Origin of the sequence: Lentimicrobium sp. S6, assembly GCF_013166635.1 — a bacterium.
Classification (GTDB): Bacteria; Bacteroidota; Bacteroidia; order Bacteroidales; family UBA12170; genus UBA12170.
On sequence record NZ_JABKBZ010000083.1, the window covers coordinates 1 to 21,868 of the forward strand.

The following is a 21,868-nucleotide window of genomic DNA, read 5'->3' on the forward strand; positions in this document are numbered from 1 at the left end:
TGCGGAATCTTTCAATGCTAAAATAAAGCTTTTTAGATCTAACCTCAGAGGCGTTACGGATGTATCGTTTTTCCTCTTTAGATTATCAAAGCTTTTTTCGTAGTCCCCATAAAAATTAACTTGACCCCTATTATTTTAGTTGCTATTTTAAAACAGTTGATTTGGACATTATGATTGTTTCTTTTGGTTATTTACTCTCGGCTTGCAAATCCGAGTCAGCTTGTGAATCCATACATGCGTTTTCTTAGTGATGCCATTGAGCCTTTCTGTCTTAGTGGCTGATATTTAAAACATTGGTTTCTACATCCCCCGAAAAGCCAAATAATCAACCGGAGCAAAATCATCGTAGAGGATGGCCTGGTTTAAAGGAATGGCCTCTGTTACTCGTTTGGCTAATAAACTATCAATACTTGTGTCACTAGAAGAAAAAGCTGGACGAGTTTCTGATTTGATGGCGAGAATGATGGTACTTTGGATTTCTTCTCGTTTTTGCCCTCCTCTGTCAGCGAATAAATAGACTTGCGGGAAGACCTGCATAAAGGTTTTGAGTTCTGCTTGTAGGAATAAACTGGATTTTCCTTCTACCGCTTGTATCACATTTACCAAAACTACTCCACCTTCATTTAATAGGTCGTATTGTTTTTGTATGGCTTCCACAGTAGTTAATTGATAGGGAAGACTCACTGCGTTTCTGAAAGTGTCGCTATAGATTATATCGTATTTTTCTTCACAGGTGTTGATATAGGTTCTGGCATCCTCATGAATGATGTTTAAGTTTTTATTTTCTTTTAATCCAAAATACTCTTGAGCAACTCTGGTTACTTCCTCATCAATTTCTACCACATCTATTTTGGCTTCTGAATATTCATTCAAAAAGTATTTGGGAAAGCTATAGGCAGCTCCGCCCAGCATCAAGGTGTTTTTAAAATCGGGGTTGAAGTGTTCTGCCAATCTGAAATAGTACAAATAATTAAATGGAAGCGGTCGGTCACTTAAGCTCATTCCTCCAGCTCTTTGTCTTCCCAGTTGCATGATTAGAATACTGTCGCCACTTGAATAGTCTGTACTTGGAAATACCTTGATACTATTATATTCAGATTCAAATTGATAGGTATATGGTTGGTCTTTTTTTTTGTTTAATTGAAAAATTCCTAGAATAACGAGGAGGATAGAAATCCCAACAAAAGTCCATTTTTTCTTCATTAGAAATATGATAAGAGCAATGGCTATGGAGATAAAAAATAGTGTGACAAGTATATAGGTCAACGAGAAATTGGGTAAAAGGTAAAAACCAGCCAAAAAAGTCCCAAACAAACTACCAATGCTACCAAAAGCGAATACATTTCCTATGGTTTTTCCTGCTTTTGGTAAATCATCCAATAATAATTTGCTGATCATGGGAGAAATCATGCCAAAGAAAATACTGGCTGGAACAAATAATACAAAAGTAGAAATGATAGCAGAGGCTTTGATACCTCTCACATGTTGTAAAACCCATTCCAAGAAGTTATCTTTGATAAATAAGACCAAAAGCAAAGAAGCAGCTGCTCCTAGAAATGCAATGGCCGGTATTTTAATATCAGGATTCTTATCTATCCATTTTCCTCCTATAGAATATCCTAAGCTCAGGCTAGCTAAGACAAATCCAATTAAAGCTGTCCACACAAAGAAAGAAGTACCAATATAAGGAGCCAAAATCCGTGCACCAATAATCTCAAATACCATCACCATGGCTCCAGAAATAAAAGTCAATAAAAGAAGAAAGCTTTTTGATTTCATATTGTACTATCTTGTTGTTGTATCATTATTAGTACTAATGTACATTATTTTTTTGCTCCTTTTAGGGTTTAGGGGCTAACAAAAAAAATACCAAATGCACAATTAATTTCTATAATATTGAATTTTAGTTTTGCCCCAGCCCTAAAGGGAGCCTAAAATTCATGATTCTCCCTTTGAAATCTGATGGACATTAGAAATAAAATATCCTTCTATTTTTTTTCTTTGTGCCTCAGTGCCTTTGTGGTAAATAATTAAAATGCAAGATAAAAATCTTTTGTGACACGGCGATACTCTTCGGTATAATCATTCCCTTCTTCCCGAATAATGATGTTTTCCTTTGTCGTTTTGCAAGGTGATAATACAAACTCCAAAACCAAGCGATTGGCTATTTTAGAAGGCTTGGGCTGTATCTCCACTCTTCTTTGTAGATAAAACTGATAAGATGAGGCTATCTTAATAAATTCTTCTCCTTCGGTAAATGGGAGTATTAATGCTAGTTTTCCATGAGTGAAAAGAAGTTGACGAGCAGAATGAAGTAGGTCTTGGGAGCTTAAAGTATCATTATGTCTGGCTTTATTCCTGCTTTCCAATGGCGATTTTAAGGCATTCTCAAAAAATGGAGGATTGCTGATGAGGAGGTCAAACTTCTGATCTGATAGTTTTGCATATTCTTGCATACTGCATTCCGATGCTTTCAATCTGCTATTCCACTTGGAGGACTCAAAATTCTCCTGGGCTTGTTCCACCGAATCCTTGTCAATATCAATTGCCGAGATTTGAGCTTTCGATTTTTGAGCACACATTAAAGAAATGACTCCGCTACCACATCCAATATCCAATATTTTCCCATAGTTTTCCATCTCCACTAATGCGGCTAAGAGCACAGCGTCTGTTCCTACTTTCATGGAACTTTTATCATGAAAAACGCTGAATTGTTTAAAATTGAATGGCTTTGACATGGGTAAAGAGGTTGAGAGGTTGGGGTTTAGAGATTGGTTTTTTAATAGGGGATTTATATATTATTAGAAGTATTAAGCATTAAGCATTAAGCATGAAGGATGAAGCATTAAGCATGAAGGATGAAGCATTAAGCATGAAGGATGAAGGATGAAGCTTGGATTTTATCCGTCATCGGTCATCCGTCATCAAGCATCCGTCATCCGACTTCCGACTTCCGACTTCCAACTTCCAACTTCTAACTTCCAACTTCTAACTTCCTTTACTCCTCTTCCGCCAAATAAACGTCCAATAAACCCTCAGGTAGCTCCATTAAAATCTCTTTCTTTTTTCTATCTACATCAAGAATAAACTCATCTTTAATGGGGATAAGTACTTCTTTTTTCTCATGAAAAACTTGGAAAAGGGCTTGTTGGGGATAATCCAATATATGATCACACTTGCCAATAAGGCCGAAGCTTTTCTCAATAATATTGAATCCCAAAACTTCATGAAAGTAGAATTTGGTACCTTCAAGTATAGGTAAGCTAGCTGTAGGAAGATAAAGGAGGCTATTAACCAAGCTTTGAGCCATATCAATATCATCCACATCCTCAAAATAAACTACGGCAGTATTTTTAGAAGTATGAATCTGCATTTTATCGATAAAATAGGGGATGAGGCTTCCTCTATAATCCACGAATAGAGCATCTAGGCCAGCATATTCATGAGGGTTGTCTACATCTAAATAAATACTCAAACCACCTTGATGTCCGTTGGTTCTTGTAATTTTCCCTAGGTAATAACATTCTTCTTTAGTCATGGAAAGATATTTTTGCACGAAGTTTCAAGTTTGAAGCATGAAGGTTTATGCTCTTCTCCAAAATTTTTCGGCTGTTAATATTATGGCTTACAAAAATAAAAAAAACCGCCATGAAAGATCAGGGCGGTTCTTATTTTTAAGAGAAAAAATGCTATTCAGCAGTTTCTTCTTTTGCTTCTTCAGCAGGAGCTTCTTTGCTTGCAGCTTCTTCAACAGGAGCGGCAGCAGCTTCGGCAGCAGCAGCTTCAGCGGCTTTTGCAGCGGCAGCAGCTTCAAGAGCAGCTTGGGCATCAGCTCTTTGCTTTGCAAACTCAGCTTTACGAGCTTCGTTTACTTCAGCTTCAGCAGCTAAACGCTTCTTAAGGTCTTCTCTAGTAGTGTCTACTAAACCTTTAGCTTTTGCTTCAATCTTAGCTTCTTTTTCTGCTAACCATTCTTTGAATAAGATCTCAACCTTATCTTCAGTTAAAGCACCTTTTTTAACTCCTCTTAATAAGTGTTCTTTATATAAAACACCTTTGTAGGATAAAATTGCTTTTGCAGTGTCTGTAGGTTGAGCCCCAACTGTTACCCAATGCATTGCTCTTTCGAAATCTAATTCGATAGTTGCTGGGTTAGTCATAGGATCGTAAGTGCCAATCTTCTCTATTAATTTTCCATCACGAGGTGCACGACCATCTGCAATTACAATGTGGAAAAAAGGACGTCCTTTTTTACCTTTTCTTTGTAATCTAATTTTTGCTGGCATAATTGCTTAATTTTTAATTATTTATATACTTAATCTTAAAAATGGGTGCAAATATCGTAATAAGTATTGAATTAGAAAAGCTTTTTCCTTAAAAATCAATGATTTAATTCATTTTATATCATATCAATGGAAAGACCTAGTTTATGATGTTGGTATACAGAAGGATAGTGTTGAAATGATAAATATTGAAATCTATTAAATATCCGGTTTAAGTAGGTTGAATTATTTGCTTATCGAAAAGAATTGGCTATTTTTGCCGCGCAATTGGGCGAAATAAAAATAATTCGAAAATATTTCTCTTTCTATTTGATAGTATGGAAAATAGTATTATTTTTGCAGCCCTGAAAAATTAGACAAAATGGCAAAGAAGAGTAAAGAAGCAAGAGGACAAGTTATCTTAGAATGTACTGAGCATAAAGAAAGCGGTAAACCAGGTACATCTCGTTATATTACAACGAAGAATAGAAAAAACACTCCTGATAGATTGGAATTGAAGAAATTCAACCCTATTCTAAAGAAAATGACAATTCATAGAGAAATTAAATAATAAGAATATAAGATATGGCTAAGAAAGTAGTTGCGACCTTACAATCTGCCGGTAAAGACTGGGCAAAGGTAATACGTACATTAAAATCAGAGAAAACTGGAGCTTATTATTTTAAAGAAGATTCAGTACCTTTGGCACAAGCTAAGGAACTGATTAAAAAGAAATAATTGTAATAACAATTTCGGTATTACTGATGCCTTATCTGCTTAAATGATAAGGCATTTTTTCTATTTTTTAAAAATAATAATTATGGGATTGTTTTCGATTTTCAATAAAGAGAAGAAAAAGAGCCTAGATAAGGGTCTTGAAAAGACAAAAACCAGCCTGTTTGGTAAAATTACCAAGAGTATAGCAGGTAAGAGTAAGATTGATGATATAGTATTAGACGACTTGGAGGAGATTTTGGTTTCTTCTGATGTTGGTGTGGATACTACTCTAAAAATTATTGAAAGAATAGAAGCTAGGGTATCCAAAGATAAATACCTTGGAACATCGGAATTGAATAGAATGCTCAAAGAGGAAATTGCTGATCTTTTATCCGAGAATGAGAATCCTAATCTTCGAAATTTCAATTTTCCAGCTCAAGATCAACCCTATGTAATAATGGTGGTTGGAGTTAATGGTGTTGGTAAAACAACTACTATCGGAAAATTGGCTTATCAGTTTAAAAAAGCTGGAAAGAAAGTGGTTCTTGGTGCAAGTGATACTTTTAGAGCTGCAGCCGTAGAGCAATTGAAAATATGGGCTGGTAGGGTAGATGTGCCTATAGTGGAACAAGGAATGAATGCCGACCCTGCAAGTGTAGCCTATGATGCTTTAGAGTCTGGTGTTGCCCAAAAGGCTGATGTGATTATTATTGATACAGCTGGTCGATTGCACAATAAGATTAATTTGATGAATGAATTGGGGAAGATTAAGCGGGTGATGCAAAAAGTATTACCAGATGCTCCTCATGAAATTCTGTTGGTTTTAGATGCCAGTACTGGTCAGAATGCAATAGAGCAGGCTAAGCAGTTTACTGCTGCAACTGAAGTGAATGCTTTGGCATTAACTAAATTGGATGGTACTGCTAAAGGAGGGGTTGTTATTGGGATCAGTGAGCAATTCAAAATTCCTGTAAAATATATTGGGCTTGGTGAGAAAATGGAAGATTTGCAAGTTTTCGATAGAAACGAATTCGTAGATAGTTTATTCAGTTAGTTAAGCCAGAATAAAAAGATATAAAAAAAGGACGTGAATTTATTTTTCACGTCCTTTTCTTTTTTTTATATGCTGATTAGAATTTGGCAGCTCTTGCAAAACTAACATATTCTTTTTTAAGTTCTTTGTAAAGGTCTAAGGCTACATTGATATCAGCTCTTAGGTTGGTGTGGTCAGATATATTTTGGTCTGAAATATCGTTATCGCTCATCTTTTCTAAAGATTCTATATAACTGTCTTGTGCATTAATGCGGTCGTTGAAACTGTCGAAATGTTTTCTTTGAATATCAAATTTGTTTTGGAAATAATTTATTTTTTTTTGGAACTCAATGTCATAGCTCTTAAGACTAATGCTCGATAGCCATTCTTGATAAACATTGAGTTCACCTAAAATTATTTTCATTTCACTTTTCCAGAGCCTGTGCTCAAAATGTAATTCGCTAATATTATAAACTTTGGTTTCCATATATCTTGTTTTATTTTATACGAAACGAATATACGGAAAAATACAAGACCAAAGTCTTAGAATTTTGTCTTCGTTTTTTATTTAGAATAAATGGAAATTAGCTATTCTTTTTTAAGAAGCCATAAAATATAAGAGCTTGTGCGGAGGTATAAGTGCTGATTACCCAAATAGGTGAATAGGGAAGGTTAAACACAAATTTATTGATGGAAAGAAAACTATCCGATAATAGAAATAATCCAGAACCAGCTAATATATAATGGTAGCTAAGTCTAGGAGTTTGTTTTCTAATGATAGCAGTGAGTATAAGACCAAATAATGCTGTTGAATAAAGGAGGATGGCAATGATTAGAAAGTAATCTGGGTTTTGAGGAATTAATTTCCATAATATTAGAGAAGGCAGTGATAAGAAAATAAGCAGACCGAGTGATAAAATAGTAATTTGAGTAGGATTTAGTTTTATTGGCATTGCTCTGTCTTTTAGGTAAAGAATAATATAAAAAATGTGTGCCATCAAAAATGATGTGAGACCAGCCAAAAATTGATTAAATAAGGGCATTAAAAAAGCATCCCCTAGAAAACTGAAGACGATGGCAGCAAGATATAAATAGTCATTTTGTTTTGATGCTCTATTTTTAAACAAGAAATAGCCAGTAAATAAGCTGACCATCAGCATGGGTTTTAGGAAGTTTTCTAAAGTGTTTGCTCCTAAAAGTTGAGAAATAATTACAGAGATGCTTAAAACTATGTAGCAGAAGATAAATTTCTTAATCATGGTGCGAATATAGAGAGAAATAAAAAAGCGATTGAATTTCAATCGCTTTTTTTTATTTTAATTAATCTTTATTTCTTCAACCTGAATGACTTTTTTACTTTCTTGTTCATATAGATAAACTACTAAGGATAGTTTGTCTGTGACCCAGTCGTCACCCAATTGGAAGTTAGAAAAACTGATACTTTCATTATCTCCTGAATTATAGCTTGCGGAAGGTAGTGCTTCCCCCCAATTTCCATTAATGGCTCCTCTGAGCACATGCATATGAACATAGTCTTCTTCCATGCCACCCGGAACAACCTGAGGTTTAATAATGCTATCTTCTGTAATCCAAATTTGAACATTGCCTTGAGATGCAAAACCCTCGATGAAATCAAGATTGACTTCTCCGCTTAGTTTATTACCATTTAAAGAAGGGGTGATCTCTATATTGACCAGGCTGGTTTCTTCAAATTGCTTTGCAACCTCAGTGGCCCAACCATCTTTGTCAATTAGGTAATTGCCATCGGTATTGACTCTGTTCACCATTCCGGTTGGATAGGTTTGTACAGAGAAATAACTCTCGTATATGTCTCCAGCCTCTGTTCTGAAATCATAATCAAATGGCGCTGCACTAGGAGTTGCAAAGAAACCAGCATGAATGGCTACAACTATGAGTTTTTCTCCATAATTACTGGTGTCTTGTAGGGTATGAGCAATTTCATGTGCTAAAGGACAGTTTACACATTTCTGACCGGTAAAATCTTCTAAAAGAACTTTTTTGTTACCAACAGGTTTCTCAACTTCTTGGGTATAGGGTGCTTCTATCTTATCGCAGGCGGCGAAAGAAAAGCCAATTATTGTGAGGGCTAAAAATATTTTTAAAACTTTCATTTTCTTTTAGTTTAAATTAGAAACTACTGGTGATGGTAATTTTGAATCCATTGGATTTAGGCACTGCGCGACAAACTCCGCCTACGCATAATATGCCTTCTCTTTGACGACCATATGATAATAATACCCTGGTAGTGCCTTTGGTATAGCCGGCAGCTATTGTGGGGTAATGTAGTTTGTCGTATTTGTTTTCGTGATATTCTCCTTGATCATTAGTATAAGAGATGATTCCATCGTTATTTACATAATTGTATTGATCGGATACTGCAAGGAACCAAGTTGGAGCAAAGTTATACTCCAAGGTAGAAGCAATCCAATTTCCTTGATCTTGCTTGGTCAATAATTGAGATAGTTCCCAACGAATACTATGTTTTCTTTTAAATCTATAACTTAAATCTGTCACCCAAACAAAAGCCTCCACATTGGGTTCTCCTGGATGGCCTTCAATCACATCCATATTATAGGTGATCATATCGGCAGATGCAATCAATTTGAAATGCTTATTGATTTTTTTATTGATTTCGAACCCTAAATCTTGGAAGTAGACTTCATCTCCTATGGATAGGAATTTTGTTTCGTATCCTAGTGTTCCCGATTCGCCAATAGGAGTTTCTGAGTCGAGTTGTGATTTTTCGATGGAGCGAATGTGAGAGAAATTGATTTCAATTCCCATTCCGTATTTACCACCGAGTTTAGATTTTTTAGGAACTTTATAATTTAGGGTAGCTTGTATGGCTGCTTCTCCATTCACTTGGGTGGCATAGGGATACATGGCCGATAGGCTGTAGGTATGAGTCTTAGCATTTGGAGGGAGGAAATTGATAAACAAGGCATCTCCAGTTACTGATCTGTCAGATTTGAATCCCATATTGTCGATCCATTTTCCGCTTAAAGCAAAACCAAATCCTTTTTGTGAATAGGACATAGAAGTGAATAAACCTTGGCCATCTTTATAAATAAAATTATTAATGGCATTTGGGTCGTTGATTTTATGTGCATATTCTGTTTGCCAGAAAAAACCACCATGACTTAAATTAAATCTTGTTGACCATGACATTACATTTTCAGGTAATTTATAGATAGGATCTAAGTCAGCTTGATATTTACTAATTAACCCTCCGCCAAGTGTTAATTTGGTCTTAGAGGTCTCAAGACTTGAGAAAAGGTCATTAATGAAAAGATCGACATCACCACCTCTTACTATTCCTCTACTGTCTTTCTCGTATTTTTCCCAAAAGAATCTTTGTGTACCATAAATACCTTTGATAGTTACTCCTTTTGTGGGAGTTAGAATAATTCTGGCACCATCCACAGAGTTGTCATACCCTAAACTCCATTCTTCGTAGGCTCTAAATATCATTCCAGAGCCAAATTGCTCATAAAAGTTACCTACTGTTACATCAATGATTCCAGTATTGTATCTGGCCCATCTGTTTGCAAAGCCTTGACCCTCTAATCTTTCATCAAAACCAGCTAAAGGTGGTAGGTATGCTTCATAGCGAACGCCTGCGGAAAAGTTCCCAAGACGGTATATGATATTACCAAAGGCGTTCATACGGGCATCTTTACCGTTTATGTCTTCGGTGGTAATTCCTAATTCACTATCGGGTTGATACATTTGTGCATCAAGCTGAAAGCTTCCGCTTACTTGTCCATATTTTTGAGGACTCTGTGCAAAAGCAATTTGAGTGAATGCGAATAATATCGCAAATACTCCAATCGATTTAAGTATATGTTTTTTCATTCTATGATATGTTTATATCTTATGCTTCAAACTAAAGGTTCTGAATACTTAATCACGTGATTAATGTCCAGAAATATCTTCTCCGTTTGCAACTTTTTCAATGATTTCAATTAAATCTAATTCTGCACCTTCGGCAAAAGAAGTATGTTGCCAAACAATGTTTTTGTTTCCATCAAGAACAAAAGTATGAGGAATCATATTTACATTCATCGCTCTTTTGAAATCACCATTTGGATCTAAAAGAACTTCATAATCCCAAGCTTTACCATTTACTAGTGGTCCAACTTTTGCGGTAGAACGGGCATCGTCAATTGAAATAGCATATAACTTTACGCCAGTTTCTTCTTGCCATTCATCATATACATCGGCAATGGTTGTTAATTCTTTAATACATGGATGACACCATAAAGCCCAAAAGCTAATGATGATTGGTTTTCCGTCATTATCAATATCTGCTGTATTGAAAGATTCTCCAGTGATAGTTTTTACCGTAACCTCAGGTAATGTTTTACCAGCGTGATCTTGTGCGAAAATAACTCCAGTAAATAGCATTAAAGCTAAAATGATACTTAATCTCTTCATAATGTGTATTTTAAATTCAATTTGTGTTTGAGGTGTTTATTAGACATTTGTTGTATCTAAAATTTGTACAAGTTTACAACAATTTTTAGAAATAAAACAAAAGTTTCGAAAATATTTTAATAAGTATTCGTTTAAAAAAATAAAAATTTAGAAACTATTATTAGTATTGTTTGTTTATCCTAAAACTATGCCAATATAGGAATATTTTTTATGGAGATGTATATCAAATCTTAAATTCACGTAATAAATATGGTAAAACATAATGATTGTTTTTAGTTTTCTATAATTACTATTTCTACTCGTCTGTTTGCTATTTTCTCTCTATCATTTTTTTCGAATTCATATATCTTCTGTGTAGAGCCAAAACCCCTATAAGAAAGCCTGTTCTTGTTAATTCCATTAGAGATCAGGTAGGAATAAACGGCGAATGCTCTATTTACTGATAGATGATAATCCCCTGTTAAAGCATCATAGCCATCACTTCCATCATATTGGCAGCAAATATGACCTCTGATTTCAATTTTTATATTAGAATGGTTTGTAAGGGCTAGGTATAATTGTTCCAATTCGGGAATTGATTGAGATAATACATGGTGATTTCCAGGCTGGAAATTAATGTTTTTAGCTATTATCTTATCTCCAACTTCACCAGTAATAATTTGCTCATCTATTTTCTTGGGGATGATTTCTTTTTTCGTTGTTTCTTTGGTTTTTGCAACTTCTTTTATTTCGATTATTTCTTTTTGAATCTGATATTGATAAATGATAGCGGTTTTTCTGGAGGAGGCCAAACTGGAAGTTTGTTTTATAGATTCACCAAATCCTTTCACTTCTGAAAAAAGGTCAATAGGGAAGTCCATTTTTAGTAAAGTGAAATAAGAATAATAAGCTCTTTTATTTGAGAGTTTCTGGTTATATGTATTTGAGGCGATACTATCGGTAAAAGCATTTATTTTGATAGAAGTAATTTCAAGTTTTTCGAGCTTTTTGAGTTTCTTGAGGTGAGAATCTGTATTCTTATAATGATCTGTTTCGAAAAATAAATTTAAGGTGTCCGTCTGGATTTTGGTTTGAGATTGAGCAAAGATGAAGGAGTTCATAAGTGCAAATAGGCATAATAAAAAGATACGTTTCATATTTCGAGTATTAGGAAATATTAAAACGTATCTCATTACAATATATTGTTTCTGTTCATGGAGAACAGTTTCGTTAATTCTTTATTTATTTCAATAAAGCGCAGGCTTCCTTGATTCTAGTAGCAGCAATAGTCAATGTTTCAGATGAGGCTGCGTATGAAAGGCGCATGCAATTGTCATCGCCAAAGGCTTCTCCTGTAACTAAAGCAACATTTGCTTTTTCTAAAATATATATCACCAAGTCAGTGGCTGTATTAATGGTGATGTTTCCATCTGATTTCCCAAAGAAAGCAGTAATATTGGGGAAAAGATAAAATGCACCTGGAGGTGTATTAAGTACGAACCCATCAATTTCTGAGAGGAGGGAGATCAGTAAGTCTCTTCTTTCTTTGAAAGCAAGAACCATATCTTGGATTTCTTTGCACTCTTTTGGATCGGCTTCAAAAGCAGTTATAGCAGCTCTCTGAGCAATAGAATTTGTTCCAGAAGTAGTTTGTCCTTGAAGTTTAGTACAAGCATCGGCTATTTCTTTAGGGGCGGCAATGAAACCAAGTCTCCAGCCAGTCATTGCATATCCTTTTGATACGCCATTGACAATAACAACTTGATTCTTTACTTCTTCAAATTGTGCAATGCTTTCATGCTGACTGTCAAAGTTGATGATTTCGTATATTTCATCACTGATAATAATAATTTCAGGATAATCTTTCATCAATTGAGCAATTTCTTTTAGTTCTTCCTTGGTATAAACCGTTCCTGTAGGATTACAAGGAGAGGAGAAGATAATTGCTTTTGTTTTATTAGTAATGGCATTTTTAATCTCTTGCGGAGTGACTTTGAAGTCATTAGCAATATCAGTTTTTATAATTACGGGCTTTCCTTCTGCAAGCATCACCATGTCAGCATAGCTTACCCAATATGGAGCGGGAATCACCACTTCTTCACCTGGGTTTATAATGCTCAGAAATACATTGCTTATAGATTGCTTTGCACCTGTAGAAACGACTATTTGGTTGGCTTGATAATCAACTCCATTGTCACGCTTAAGCTTATTTACTATGGCTTCGCGTAAAGGTAAGAAACCAGGAACAGGTGGATAATGAGTATAATTCTCATCAATGGCTGTTTTCCCAGCTTCTTTTATAAATTCAGGAGTATTAAAGTCTGGTTCACCAATACTTAGATTGATAACATCAATTCCTTGCTCTTTCAGTTCACGGCTTTTCTTAGTCATGGCTAAAGTGGCCGACTCTGTCATCTGATTTAAGCGATTCGATACGATTCCCATAGTGTTGTATTTTTGTCTTGGCAAAATTAACTTTTGTTCGTGAATTAGCAAATGCGATTTTTAGAATCCTAACCAGTGGTTTACTGATTTTTAAGCAAAAAAGGGCTCCCGTTTCCAGTAGCCCATTGCAATTACTTCTCTTTGTGCTTTTTTTTTATTCGAACTCGAACCACTCTTTCACTAAATCTACTTTATCTATAGTTTCCGATAAGTGGATAAATTCATTATTTGTTGGATTATATCTATAATCTTTTTCCCATTCTTTAATATTCTCAATCAAGCTTTTGAATGCTTCTGCTATAAATTCCAATTCTTCGATAGTCATAGTAGGGTGAAGCGATAAACGTACCCAACCTGGCTTTGATGATAAATCACCTCTGTTAATCTTTTCAGTGATTTTCTTGGATTCACAGGAGGTGATTCCCATTAAGAAATGGCCATAAGTACCTGCGCAAGCACAACCTCCACGCAATTGAATACCAAACCTATCGTTGAGAATTTTAACAGCTAAATTATAGTGTATGTCTTCCATGTAAAAAGAGATAACGCCTAATCTATCTTTTAAATCACCAGAAAGAATATGCAGCTTTTCAATAGGATCCATTAATTCAAAAGCCTTTGCTACCAAAACCTTTTCTCGTGCTTCTATATTTCTGACTCCGATTTGCTCTTTTAGTTTTATAGCCAGAGCAACTCTAATAGCTTGCAGGAATCCAGGTGTCCCACCATCCTCTCTGGCTTCTATATTATCTACATATTTATACTCTCCCCAAGGATTGGTCCAGTCTACTGTTCCGCCTCCGGGATGATCTGGAGTTTTGTTTAAGTATAACTTATCATTGAAAATTAATACGCCACTACTGCCTGGGCCTCCTAAGAATTTATGAGGAGAGAAATATATAGCGTCTAATGTTTCTTCAGGATCTTCAGGATGCATATTCATATCTTCATATGGCGCATTGGCTGCAAAATCGATAAAGCATAAGCCTTGATGCTGATGCATTATTTTTGCTAATTCATGATAATCAGTATGAACACCAGTAACATTTGAACATGCAGAAAAACTTCCCATTTTGAATTTTCTATGCTCGTATTTTTTTAACTGTTTCCTTAATTCATCAGGATTTACCGTTAAGTCTTTGTTAGGTTCCAAAACAACCACCTCAGCATTGGTTTCGAGCCAGCTGGTTTGATTTGAGTGATGTTCCATGTGGGTAATGAAAACGATGGGGCGATCTTTTTCATTTTGAATGCATGATTTGCCTGAAAGAACTCCACAGTTTTTTAAGCCTAATATTCTTTGGAATTTATTGATGACACTTGTCATTCCATTGCCACTGGTAATTAAAATATCATCGTCATGAGCATTCACATGATTTTTGATGATTTTTTGAGCCCAATGATAAGATTTGGTCATTATTGTTCCTGTTTCGCTGGTCTCCGTATGTGTGTTAGCCACCCAAGGACCGAAATCCTCTTGAATTTTCTTTTCAATTGGGCTATATAATCTACCACTGGCAATCCAATCTGCATATACTACCTTCTTGTCCCCATAAGGTGATTGCATAACTAGATTGTTACCAATGATATTATTTCTGTATTTCTCAAAAAATTGGTCCATTCAATATTTTTTGACTGGTTATTTTAGTAAAGATTCGTAAATATTTTACAAAGTGCCTTGGTCATTCGTAAAAACTTAGCAAATATAGTATTTTTTTAGAAAATATTATGGAATGGATAAAATGTTAATTTTGGAAGCCTTGTTTTTAATCAGTTTAAATTACATGAATTTTAAATCATAGTAAATCAGTGGGATATGAAATTCTTGAGCTTGGTGTTTGTATGCATGCATGGTTTTGTTTATGCAAATATTTTAGGAGATTTTTAAACGGAACTCTTTTTTTGGCGCAAAAAGGCTGTGCAAAACCTAATTCGGCCTCTAAAATCGTTTAATATTTTTATTGATTCAAAACCATGTTTATTTAAAAGTTCTGAAAGTTCATTTCCATAACGTTCATTGATTTCAAGATATAATCTTCCATTAATATTCAGGTGTTTTTTTGCTTGAAGGATGATTTTTTCATAGAACAAGAGAGGATCCGAGTCTTTTACATATAATGCAGATTCTGGTTCGAAATCTACCACATTTTTGTGCATTTCTTTTTTCTCTGATTCAAGAACATAGGGAGGGTTGGAAATGATGACATCGTAATCTCCACTTAATTCTTCTTTGAGGATATCTAGTTGAATAAGATTGATATTGGAATTTTGAGCTTGACTATTCTTATAAGCCAGTTCAATAATTTCTGACTTAAAATCTATACCATAATATTCATTCTGTGGCATTGCTTTTTCCAATGCTAAAGGAATGCAAGCGCTTCCAGTTCCGATATCGAGTATTTTTAAAGCACTATTAGATTCTTCTTGGGAAATTATATATTGAACTAACTCTTCGGTTTCTGGCCTTGGTATTAAGGTATGCTCATTCACTTGAAGTTTAAGGTCAAGAAACCAAGTATAGCCAAGTATATGTTGTATAGGCTTTCCTTTCTTCAGGTCTTTAATGGCAAAATTGAATTTTAATAATTCCGATTCGCTCATTCCTTTATCTATGTTTAGTTGATAGTCCACTCGTTCAACTTCCAAGAACTCTTCGAATAACCATAAAGTAATGGCTCTTATTTCTTCCTCGGGATATATTCCGGAGAGCTCCTCCAAGGCAAAAGCCATGACGCTTTTATATTTATTGCTAGAAATACGCATTTGGCAAAAATATGGAGATTATTTAGAGCAAACCTATAGAATTTTGTAAATTCGCTTTTAAACTGATCGCTATGAACGAAATGATACCGTCTTTAAACCAAATTCAAGAAGAAAAGAAAGCTGCTGTACTCTGTATGGTCATAGAAAGTGTGGGCTCCACTCCACGTAAAGCAGGTAGTAAAATGCTGGTATTAAGCGATGGAAGTATAGAAGGTTCTGTTGGTGGTGGAGTGATAGAGCAAACGGTGATAGCGGAGGCTCTTCAGATGATGAATACTTTTCAGATAAAAACGATGGACTATGAACTGGGAAGTGATTTGAGTATGCATTGTGGAGGAAGTGTGAAAATCTATTTTGAAGCCATTAACTCCTTACCGCGTCTTCTTATCTTTGGGGCAGGTCATATTGGGAAAATGTTGGCAGAAATGGCACTTCCTTTTGGTTTCGATGTTCATTTAATCGATAATAGAACTGATATTTTCATAGATAAGAATAGTGCAATAAATTATATAGGTAATGAATTTCCAGATGCTTGGGAAAGTATGGAATTTCAGAAGAATGATTTTGTGGTGGTGACTACTTATAAACATGATTACGATGCTGGCATTGTTGACCATGTTTTATCAAAGCCGCATGCTTATTTAGGAATGATGGCTAGTAAAAGAAAGGCTGCCAAAGCTCAAAATAAATGGCTGGAGAGTGGTCATTCAGAAGAAGCTATTAATAAGGTGTATTCTCCAATAGGCTTAAAGATTCAATGTGAGACTCCTCGAGAAATTGCTTTAAGCATTTTGGCGCAGTTGGTTGATGAAGTCAATAAAATGAGAAAGGCATAATCATGAGAGAAGAAAGAAATAATATTGAGTTTCTATTGAATGATGAATTGGTGAATCTCAAACTAGATTCGGATTCAGATTTTTCATCTACAACTACTGTCTTAGAATGGTTAAGATCTAATTCTGATTATTTAGGTGCTAAAGAGGGTTGTGCCGAAGGCGATTGTGGTGCCTGTACAGTTGTTATTGTTGAGGAAGTAAATGATAAATTGATTTATAAAGCTGTGACCAGTTGTATCTTATTCTTGCCTTATCTGCATGGAAAGCAATTATTAACGGTGGAGCATTTATCGAAAACGGTAAATGGAGAATATGAGCTTCATCCTGTGCAAGAAGTATTGGCAAAATATAATGGAAGCCAATGTGGTTATTGTACACCAGGAATAGTGATGAGTCTATTTTCGTTTTATAAGAACCAAGAAACGGAGGAGGATATACAAAATAGTTTGAGTGGTAATTTATGTCGTTGTACGGGTTATGAAAGCATAAAAGAAGCGGCTATTGAGATTGGTGACTTAAATTATGTTGACGAGTTTGCCTGTAAAGAAGAGAAAACCATTGTTCAGTTAAAGCAATTAAAGAAAGATATAGAAGCATTTCATTCAGATCATTATATTCAGCCTTTGAGTTTAGAGGAGGCTTTAAGGATAAAACAAGAAAAACCTGAGCTATTATTAATAGGAGGTGCTTCGGATATAGCCTTATTAAAAACAAAAAAACATCAAGATTTAGCAGCCATATTAGACCTTTCCAATGTGAAAGAGTTGAAAGAGATCAACAAACATGATTCCTATTGGGAGATAGGTGCAGCTGTAACCATGGAGCAGCTTAGACAAGAGATGACTAGCGATTGGCCAGATTTTAAGAAGATGTTAGATGTGTTCGGAAGTCAACAAATTAGGAATGTGGCTACCGTTGGAGGAAATGTGGGTAGTGCTTCTCCAATTGGAGATTTATTACCCTTGTTAATGGCACATCAGGCAGAAATCATCATTCAGAATAAACATGAAGCCAGACCAGAAAGTTTAGATGAGTTTATTTTGGCTTATAGAAAAACAAGTTTAATGCCCGATGAGCTGATTTCCAAAATCATCATACCTATCGACAAAGATTGGATTTTTTGGTCGGAAAAAGTAAGTAAAAGAAAACAACTGGATATTAGCACCCTTAGTGCCGCTTTTGCTGTTCGGCTAACCAAAGATAAGAAAATAGGTGCTATTATACTTGCCTATGGTGGTATGGCAGCTATCCCTGTTCATGCTACCTTGGCTGAAGAATATCTACTTGGAAAAGAAATAGAGGAGGCTCATTTTGAAAAATCAGCCCAGCTGATTACAGAAGAATTTCAACCTATTACCGATGCCCGAGCTTCAAAAGAAGGACGAGCCATTTTAGCAGCCAATTTGTTGCGGAAGTTTTATTTTTCTTTTGATTTTTGAAAGAATAGTGCTTAAAATAATCTAGAATATTTCTAAATATGAATAGTAAAATACTGATTAATAATCAATTGCCATTTATTTGTTTTCCATATGGTTACGTTTTACTAAAATATCATATAAATAGATATAACACTACTTAAAATTAAAAATTATGGAAAGAGTAAAGAAAAATGTGATATTATTATTTTTCGTTATTCTACTAGGGTTTTCTTGTTCAAAAGATGAAAAAGTAGATCAAGTTAAAATTTATGAAGTTGAGAATTTTGTTGAATTGTCTAAAGTTATTGAAATTGCTGAGAATTTAGAGTTTACAAATAAAAATGCTGAGTCTGAACTTAAAAGCTCAAAAATAAGTAAAACTATATTAGATACTTATGAATTTGAGAATGATTATGGTAATACATCCTTTTATCTAATTAATTATGTAGAGGGTGGTTTTATAATAATTTCAGCAGATTATAGAACTCAACCAATTCTAGGGTTTTCCCATAAAAATAATTTTGAAGTTGATGAAAGCAAATACCCGGATGGATTGAAATTTTGGATTGACGATGCAATTGATCAAATTAGTGATATTCAACTATCAGACATTTCGCAATCACAAAAACAAAAAAATGCTTGGGAAAAAGTACAACAATATTTTATTGAAGATATTGGATTGATGAAGAACGAACCAATTGATGATTGTTATAATCATACCGATGTTTATACCAAGGGACCTTTATTAAGTTCTGAATGGAATCAAACTGGCGGATTTAATAATAATTTGCCGTATATGACATGTAATGGATATACTTCACATGTTTATGCAGGATGTGTGCCAATAGCAATGGCTCAGGTGATGAAATACCATGAGCATCCAAATAATTATAATTGGTCATCAATGCCATTAGATTATGCAACAAGCACTACGGCAGCATTTATTGAAGATATACATGATGCAATTGGCTGTTATTATTCAGGTCAACCTACTTATGATTGTGATGGAACTGGTGTAAATAGTTCGGCAAATATGGGCATAATTTTGCAATTGCATTTTGATTATTCAATTGCATTAAAGGCAGACTATAATTATAATACTGTAAAAAGTAATATTAACTATAATCGACCCGTTTTATTAAGTGGTAGTAATAGCTCTGGAGGACATATGTGGGTTTGTGACGGTTATCGAGTTTATAATCTATATTTTGATGATTGTTCTGGATATAGTTATTTACATTTACATATGAATTGGGGATGGCAAAACGGACTTTATAATGGCTGGTTTAATTGTGGGAATTTTAATTCCGGAAATACTAGTTATAATAGTAATAAAAAAATGATTTATAATATAATACCATAAGATTATGAAATATATATATATTATTATAATTGCAAGTGTATTGATGTCTTGTAATAAAAAAAGCAGTGATGTTGAAGAACAATATAATTTAGATGTTGGATTTGAGTTTTCGATTGTTAATACTCAAAATCAGGATTTGTTAGATACTATCACAGAAAATCATTACTTAGAATCTGAAATTAAATTGTTTTATCTTGTAAATGGAATTTTGGAGGAGCCAAATAATCCACAGTATGATCATCCGAGAAATTTTAATATTTATTTACATCAGAATGAATATAGAATTGGACTATCAATGAATCATAATGATCCTTCAGATAAAACAACCACTTTTATCCATTGGAATGATAATGATGTTGATACATTAGAAACATCACTTAATAGGACCAATAATGCAATTCAGAAAAGAAAAGTGTGGTTAAATGGAGTGCTTATTTGGGATTGGACAACAAATGAAGAGGGTTATTTTCAGATAGTTAAGAATTGAATAATAAATCAAATTTAAACAAAAGCCAGAACTATTATTAATAGGAGGTGCTTCTGATATAGCCTTATTAAAAACAAAAAAACATCAAGATTTAGCAGCCATATTAGACCTTTCCAATGTAAAAGAGCTGAAAGAGATTATAAAACAGGAAAGTTATTGGGAAATTGGAGCATCTGTCACCATGGAGCAATTGCGTCAGGAGATGGCCAATGATTGGCCGGATTTTAAAAATATATTAGATGTTTTTGGCAGCAGGCAAATTAGAAATGTAGCTACCATCGGAGGAAATGTAGGAAGTGCATCGCCCATTGGGGATTTACTACCATTATTGATGGCTCATCAAGCAGAAATCATTATTCAGAGTAAGCACGAAGCAAGGCCCGAAAGTTTAGAGGAATTCATTTTGGCTTATAGAAAAACCAGTTTAATGCCCGATGAGATGATTACGAAAATCATTATTCCAAAGGATGAGGATTGGCTTTTTTGGTCGGAGAAAGTGAGCAAAAGAAAACAACTGGATATCAGTACGGTGAGTGCTGCTTTTGCACTACGATTAACCAAAGAGAAGAAAATAGGAGCTATTATATTAGCCTATGGAGGAATGGCAGCCATGCCGGTTCACGCTACAATGGCTGAGGAGTATTTGCTAGGAAAAGAAATAGAGGAGGCTCATTTTGAAAAAGCTGCCAAGTTGATAACAGAAGAGTTCCAACCGATTACAGATGCTCGAGCCTCAAAAGAAGGACGAGCCATTCTAGCTGCTAATTTGTTGAGGAAGTTTTATTTTTCTTTTGAATTTTGAAAGAATACTAGATGATATATTTAGAACGCTTCTAAAATACATTTGTAATATTCATAAATATAGGTGGTTAGTATTGGTTTGATGTTTTTTTTGGTTTTTTGTGGTACGTTTTAAGTAAATATGGTATTAATAGGTATATATTAACTTAAAATTAAATGTTATGTTTAAAAAGAATTATTTATTTATTTATTATTGTTGGTAGCATTTCAATAATTTCATGTCAAAAGACAGAAGAGACTATTCTTGAGAAAACGGAAGTTATTGATGGTATAAAAGTAGTTAATTTAGATGCTCCTAATAAAAGCAATATTCAGATGTTAGAGTTCTCAAGTTCACAGCTTTTTACTCAGACTCTTAAGAACTTACAAGAAGAATTAGAACAGTGTGATAGTGTCTTTTTGTCAACTTATAGTTATTTAAGTGATAGTTTATTGAATGAAAAGGAGGATGAGATAGGGTTTGATGAGTGGCAGCCATTAAATGATTTTATAAATTATTATGGGTTTACAAACTCAATGAAGCTCTCATTTGAACAGGCAGAAGCAGATTGGTTGGATAATGAAGTATTAGATACACTAAACTCTCCTCATCAAGAGTATATTTTTGGTATTGAAGAAATGACTTTGCTAAATTCTGAAGGAGAAGTGAAAATAGGAGACTCAATACTAAAGTTAACTAGTAGGGGATTTGTTTATATAACAGATGGTGATCTTGTTAAACTGATTAAGGTGAGGGATGAAGATTGGTCTGTTTTATCTGACCCTAATGTAATTTCAAATATAGATCTAAGTAAAGGGACATGTGCAACTTGTGATGGATGGGAACGTGATTATAATTGGGATTATTATGATAATGATAAAAAGAAAGTTTATATGCAAATATCATTTCATGCCTATCCTTGGTATGCTGTATGTAAATCAAAAATAGTTTCCTACAAAAAATATTGGTATGGGTGGGGAAGATATAGGAGGACTTTGGGGGCTAATAATCAGGCAGCCTTTTGGGATAGTAATTGCGCTGCTGGTCCAAATAATTATTATACAGATTGGAAATATAAAACCAGAAGAAGCTATTCCCGATATCATTTCGAATGGAGTTCGAATACCATGTACAAAACAAGAAGTGGATATTGCTATGGACAATTTTATTATGCAGGTATATATAATTATAGGGTTACCCATTTAGTTCACAAATAGTTGTATATGAGTATATTATTTTGTAAATTGTATTCAAATTCAGGAACGATGAGGATACTAAAAAACATTGATAGACAGACGTTTAAAGAAAGATTTACAACAAAAGAAG

The 21,868-nt window shown here is 34.4% G+C and carries 22 protein-coding genes and 1 pseudogene; 10 read left to right on the plus strand and 13 right to left on the minus strand.

All coding sequences use genetic code 11. The features are described 5' to 3' along the window. Positions 1 to 103, plus strand: a pseudogene (locus HNS40_RS23290) (DDE transposase); the annotation flags it as partial. Between the two features lie 197 nt (positions 104 to 300). Here the strand turns inward: HNS40_RS23290 and HNS40_RS19225 are convergent. The 4 genes from HNS40_RS19225 to HNS40_RS19240 all read right to left on the minus strand — a co-directional run bounded on the left by HNS40_RS19225 (position 301) and on the right by HNS40_RS19240 (position 4,286). Continuing rightward, positions 301 to 1,779, minus strand: a complete 1,479-nt coding sequence (locus HNS40_RS19225; protein ID WP_172283935.1) for a fused MFS/spermidine synthase — start codon at positions 1,777 to 1,779, stop codon at positions 301 to 303. Between the two features lie 251 nt (positions 1,780 to 2,030). Next, positions 2,031 to 2,738: a tRNA1(Val) (adenine(37)-N6)-methyltransferase gene (locus tag HNS40_RS19230; protein WP_172283937.1), complete on the minus strand. Its 708-nt coding sequence runs from the start codon at positions 2,736 to 2,738 to the stop codon at positions 2,031 to 2,033. Positions 2,739 to 2,998: 260 nt separating this feature from the next. After that, entirely contained in the window at positions 2,999 to 3,538 is a 540-nt protein-coding gene (rimM, locus tag HNS40_RS19235) for a ribosome maturation factor RimM (RefSeq protein WP_172283940.1), read from the minus strand. A 151-nt stretch (positions 3,539 to 3,689) separates the two neighbouring features. Then, positions 3,690 to 4,286 carry a 30S ribosomal protein S16 gene (locus HNS40_RS19240; RefSeq protein WP_172283942.1) on the minus strand — a complete coding sequence of 199 codons (597 nt, stop codon included), beginning with the start codon at positions 4,284 to 4,286 and terminating at the stop codon, positions 3,690 to 3,692. A gap of 358 nt (positions 4,287 to 4,644) precedes the next feature. Between HNS40_RS19240 and rpmG the strand changes: the two genes are divergently transcribed. From rpmG to ftsY, 3 genes are all read left to right on the plus strand, one after another. Further along, complete coding sequence (gene rpmG / locus HNS40_RS19245) at positions 4,645 to 4,833, plus strand: 50S ribosomal protein L33 (protein WP_172283944.1); 189 nt, start codon at positions 4,645 to 4,647, stop codon at positions 4,831 to 4,833. Positions 4,834 to 4,847: 14 nt separating this feature from the next. Continuing rightward, positions 4,848 to 5,000, plus strand: a complete 153-nt coding sequence (locus HNS40_RS19250; protein ID WP_172283946.1) for a DUF4295 family protein — start codon at positions 4,848 to 4,850, stop codon at positions 4,998 to 5,000. 82 nt (positions 5,001 to 5,082) lie between these two features. Beyond that, on the plus strand, positions 5,083 to 6,033 hold the full coding sequence (gene ftsY / locus HNS40_RS19255) for a signal recognition particle-docking protein FtsY (protein WP_172283948.1): 951 nt from the start codon (positions 5,083 to 5,085) through the stop codon (positions 6,031 to 6,033). 76 nt (positions 6,034 to 6,109) lie between these two features. Here the strand turns inward: ftsY and HNS40_RS19260 are convergent, their stop codons facing one another. The 9 genes from HNS40_RS19260 to prmC all read right to left on the minus strand — a co-directional run bounded on the left by HNS40_RS19260 (position 6,110) and on the right by prmC (position 15,624). Continuing rightward, positions 6,110 to 6,499: a hypothetical protein gene (locus HNS40_RS19260; protein ID WP_172283950.1), complete on the minus strand. Its 390-nt coding sequence runs from the start codon at positions 6,497 to 6,499 to the stop codon at positions 6,110 to 6,112. A 97-nt stretch (positions 6,500 to 6,596) separates the two neighbouring features. Next, the gene (locus tag HNS40_RS19265) at positions 6,597 to 7,271 is read right to left on the minus strand and encodes a lysoplasmalogenase (RefSeq protein WP_172283953.1); all 675 of its coding nucleotides are present in this window, start codon (positions 7,269 to 7,271) and stop codon (positions 6,597 to 6,599) included. Positions 7,272 to 7,328: 57 nt separating this feature from the next. Further along, complete coding sequence (locus HNS40_RS19270; RefSeq protein ID WP_172283956.1) at positions 7,329 to 8,144, minus strand: Omp28 family outer membrane lipoprotein; 816 nt, start codon at positions 8,142 to 8,144, stop codon at positions 7,329 to 7,331. Between the two features lie 16 nt (positions 8,145 to 8,160). Then, entirely contained in the window at positions 8,161 to 9,888 is a 1,728-nt protein-coding gene (locus HNS40_RS19275; RefSeq protein WP_172283958.1) for a DUF6029 family protein, read from the minus strand. 60 nt (positions 9,889 to 9,948) lie between these two features. Beyond that, positions 9,949 to 10,470, minus strand: coding sequence for a TlpA disulfide reductase family protein (locus tag HNS40_RS19280; RefSeq protein WP_172283960.1), 522 nt, complete (start codon positions 10,468 to 10,470; stop codon positions 9,949 to 9,951). A 272-nt stretch (positions 10,471 to 10,742) separates the two neighbouring features. After that, a complete protein-coding gene (locus tag HNS40_RS19285) occupies positions 10,743 to 11,606 on the minus strand; it encodes an OmpA family protein (RefSeq protein ID WP_172283963.1) in 864 nt (287 codons plus the stop codon). Between the two features lie 85 nt (positions 11,607 to 11,691). Continuing rightward, on the minus strand, positions 11,692 to 12,894 hold the full coding sequence (locus HNS40_RS19290) for a pyridoxal phosphate-dependent aminotransferase (protein WP_172283965.1): 1,203 nt from the start codon (positions 12,892 to 12,894) through the stop codon (positions 11,692 to 11,694). A 154-nt stretch (positions 12,895 to 13,048) separates the two neighbouring features. Then, positions 13,049 to 14,515 (minus strand): aminotransferase class V-fold PLP-dependent enzyme, encoded by a 1,467-nt coding sequence (locus HNS40_RS19295; RefSeq protein WP_172283968.1) that lies wholly within the window; start codon positions 14,513 to 14,515, stop codon positions 13,049 to 13,051. A gap of 263 nt (positions 14,516 to 14,778) precedes the next feature. Continuing rightward, a complete protein-coding gene (prmC, locus tag HNS40_RS19300; protein WP_172283970.1) occupies positions 14,779 to 15,624 on the minus strand; it encodes a peptide chain release factor N(5)-glutamine methyltransferase in 846 nt (281 codons plus the stop codon). Positions 15,625 to 15,728: 104 nt separating this feature from the next. On the opposite strand from prmC, the gene HNS40_RS19305 reads away from it, so the two are divergent. From HNS40_RS19305 to HNS40_RS19330, 6 genes are all read left to right on the plus strand, one after another. Further along, entirely contained in the window at positions 15,729 to 16,493 is a 765-nt protein-coding gene (locus HNS40_RS19305) for an XdhC family protein (protein ID WP_172283972.1), read from the plus strand. A 2-nt stretch (positions 16,494 to 16,495) separates the two neighbouring features. After that, entirely contained in the window at positions 16,496 to 17,932 is a 1,437-nt protein-coding gene (xdhA, locus tag HNS40_RS19310) for a xanthine dehydrogenase small subunit (protein ID WP_172283974.1), read from the plus strand. Between the two features lie 151 nt (positions 17,933 to 18,083). Further along, a complete protein-coding gene (locus HNS40_RS19315) occupies positions 18,084 to 19,274 on the plus strand; it encodes a C10 family peptidase (RefSeq protein WP_172283976.1) in 1,191 nt (396 codons plus the stop codon). A 4-nt stretch (positions 19,275 to 19,278) separates the two neighbouring features. Next, on the plus strand, positions 19,279 to 19,761 hold the full coding sequence (locus HNS40_RS19320; RefSeq protein WP_172283978.1) for a hypothetical protein: 483 nt from the start codon (positions 19,279 to 19,281) through the stop codon (positions 19,759 to 19,761). A 7-nt stretch (positions 19,762 to 19,768) separates the two neighbouring features. Then, the gene (locus tag HNS40_RS23765) at positions 19,769 to 20,563 is read left to right on the plus strand and encodes an FAD binding domain-containing protein (protein ID WP_371742963.1); all 795 of its coding nucleotides are present in this window, start codon (positions 19,769 to 19,771) and stop codon (positions 20,561 to 20,563) included. A gap of 155 nt (positions 20,564 to 20,718) precedes the next feature. After that, positions 20,719 to 21,759 (plus strand): hypothetical protein, encoded by a 1,041-nt coding sequence (locus HNS40_RS19330; protein ID WP_172283982.1) that lies wholly within the window; start codon positions 20,719 to 20,721, stop codon positions 21,757 to 21,759. Positions 21,760 to 21,868 lie beyond the last annotated feature (109 nt).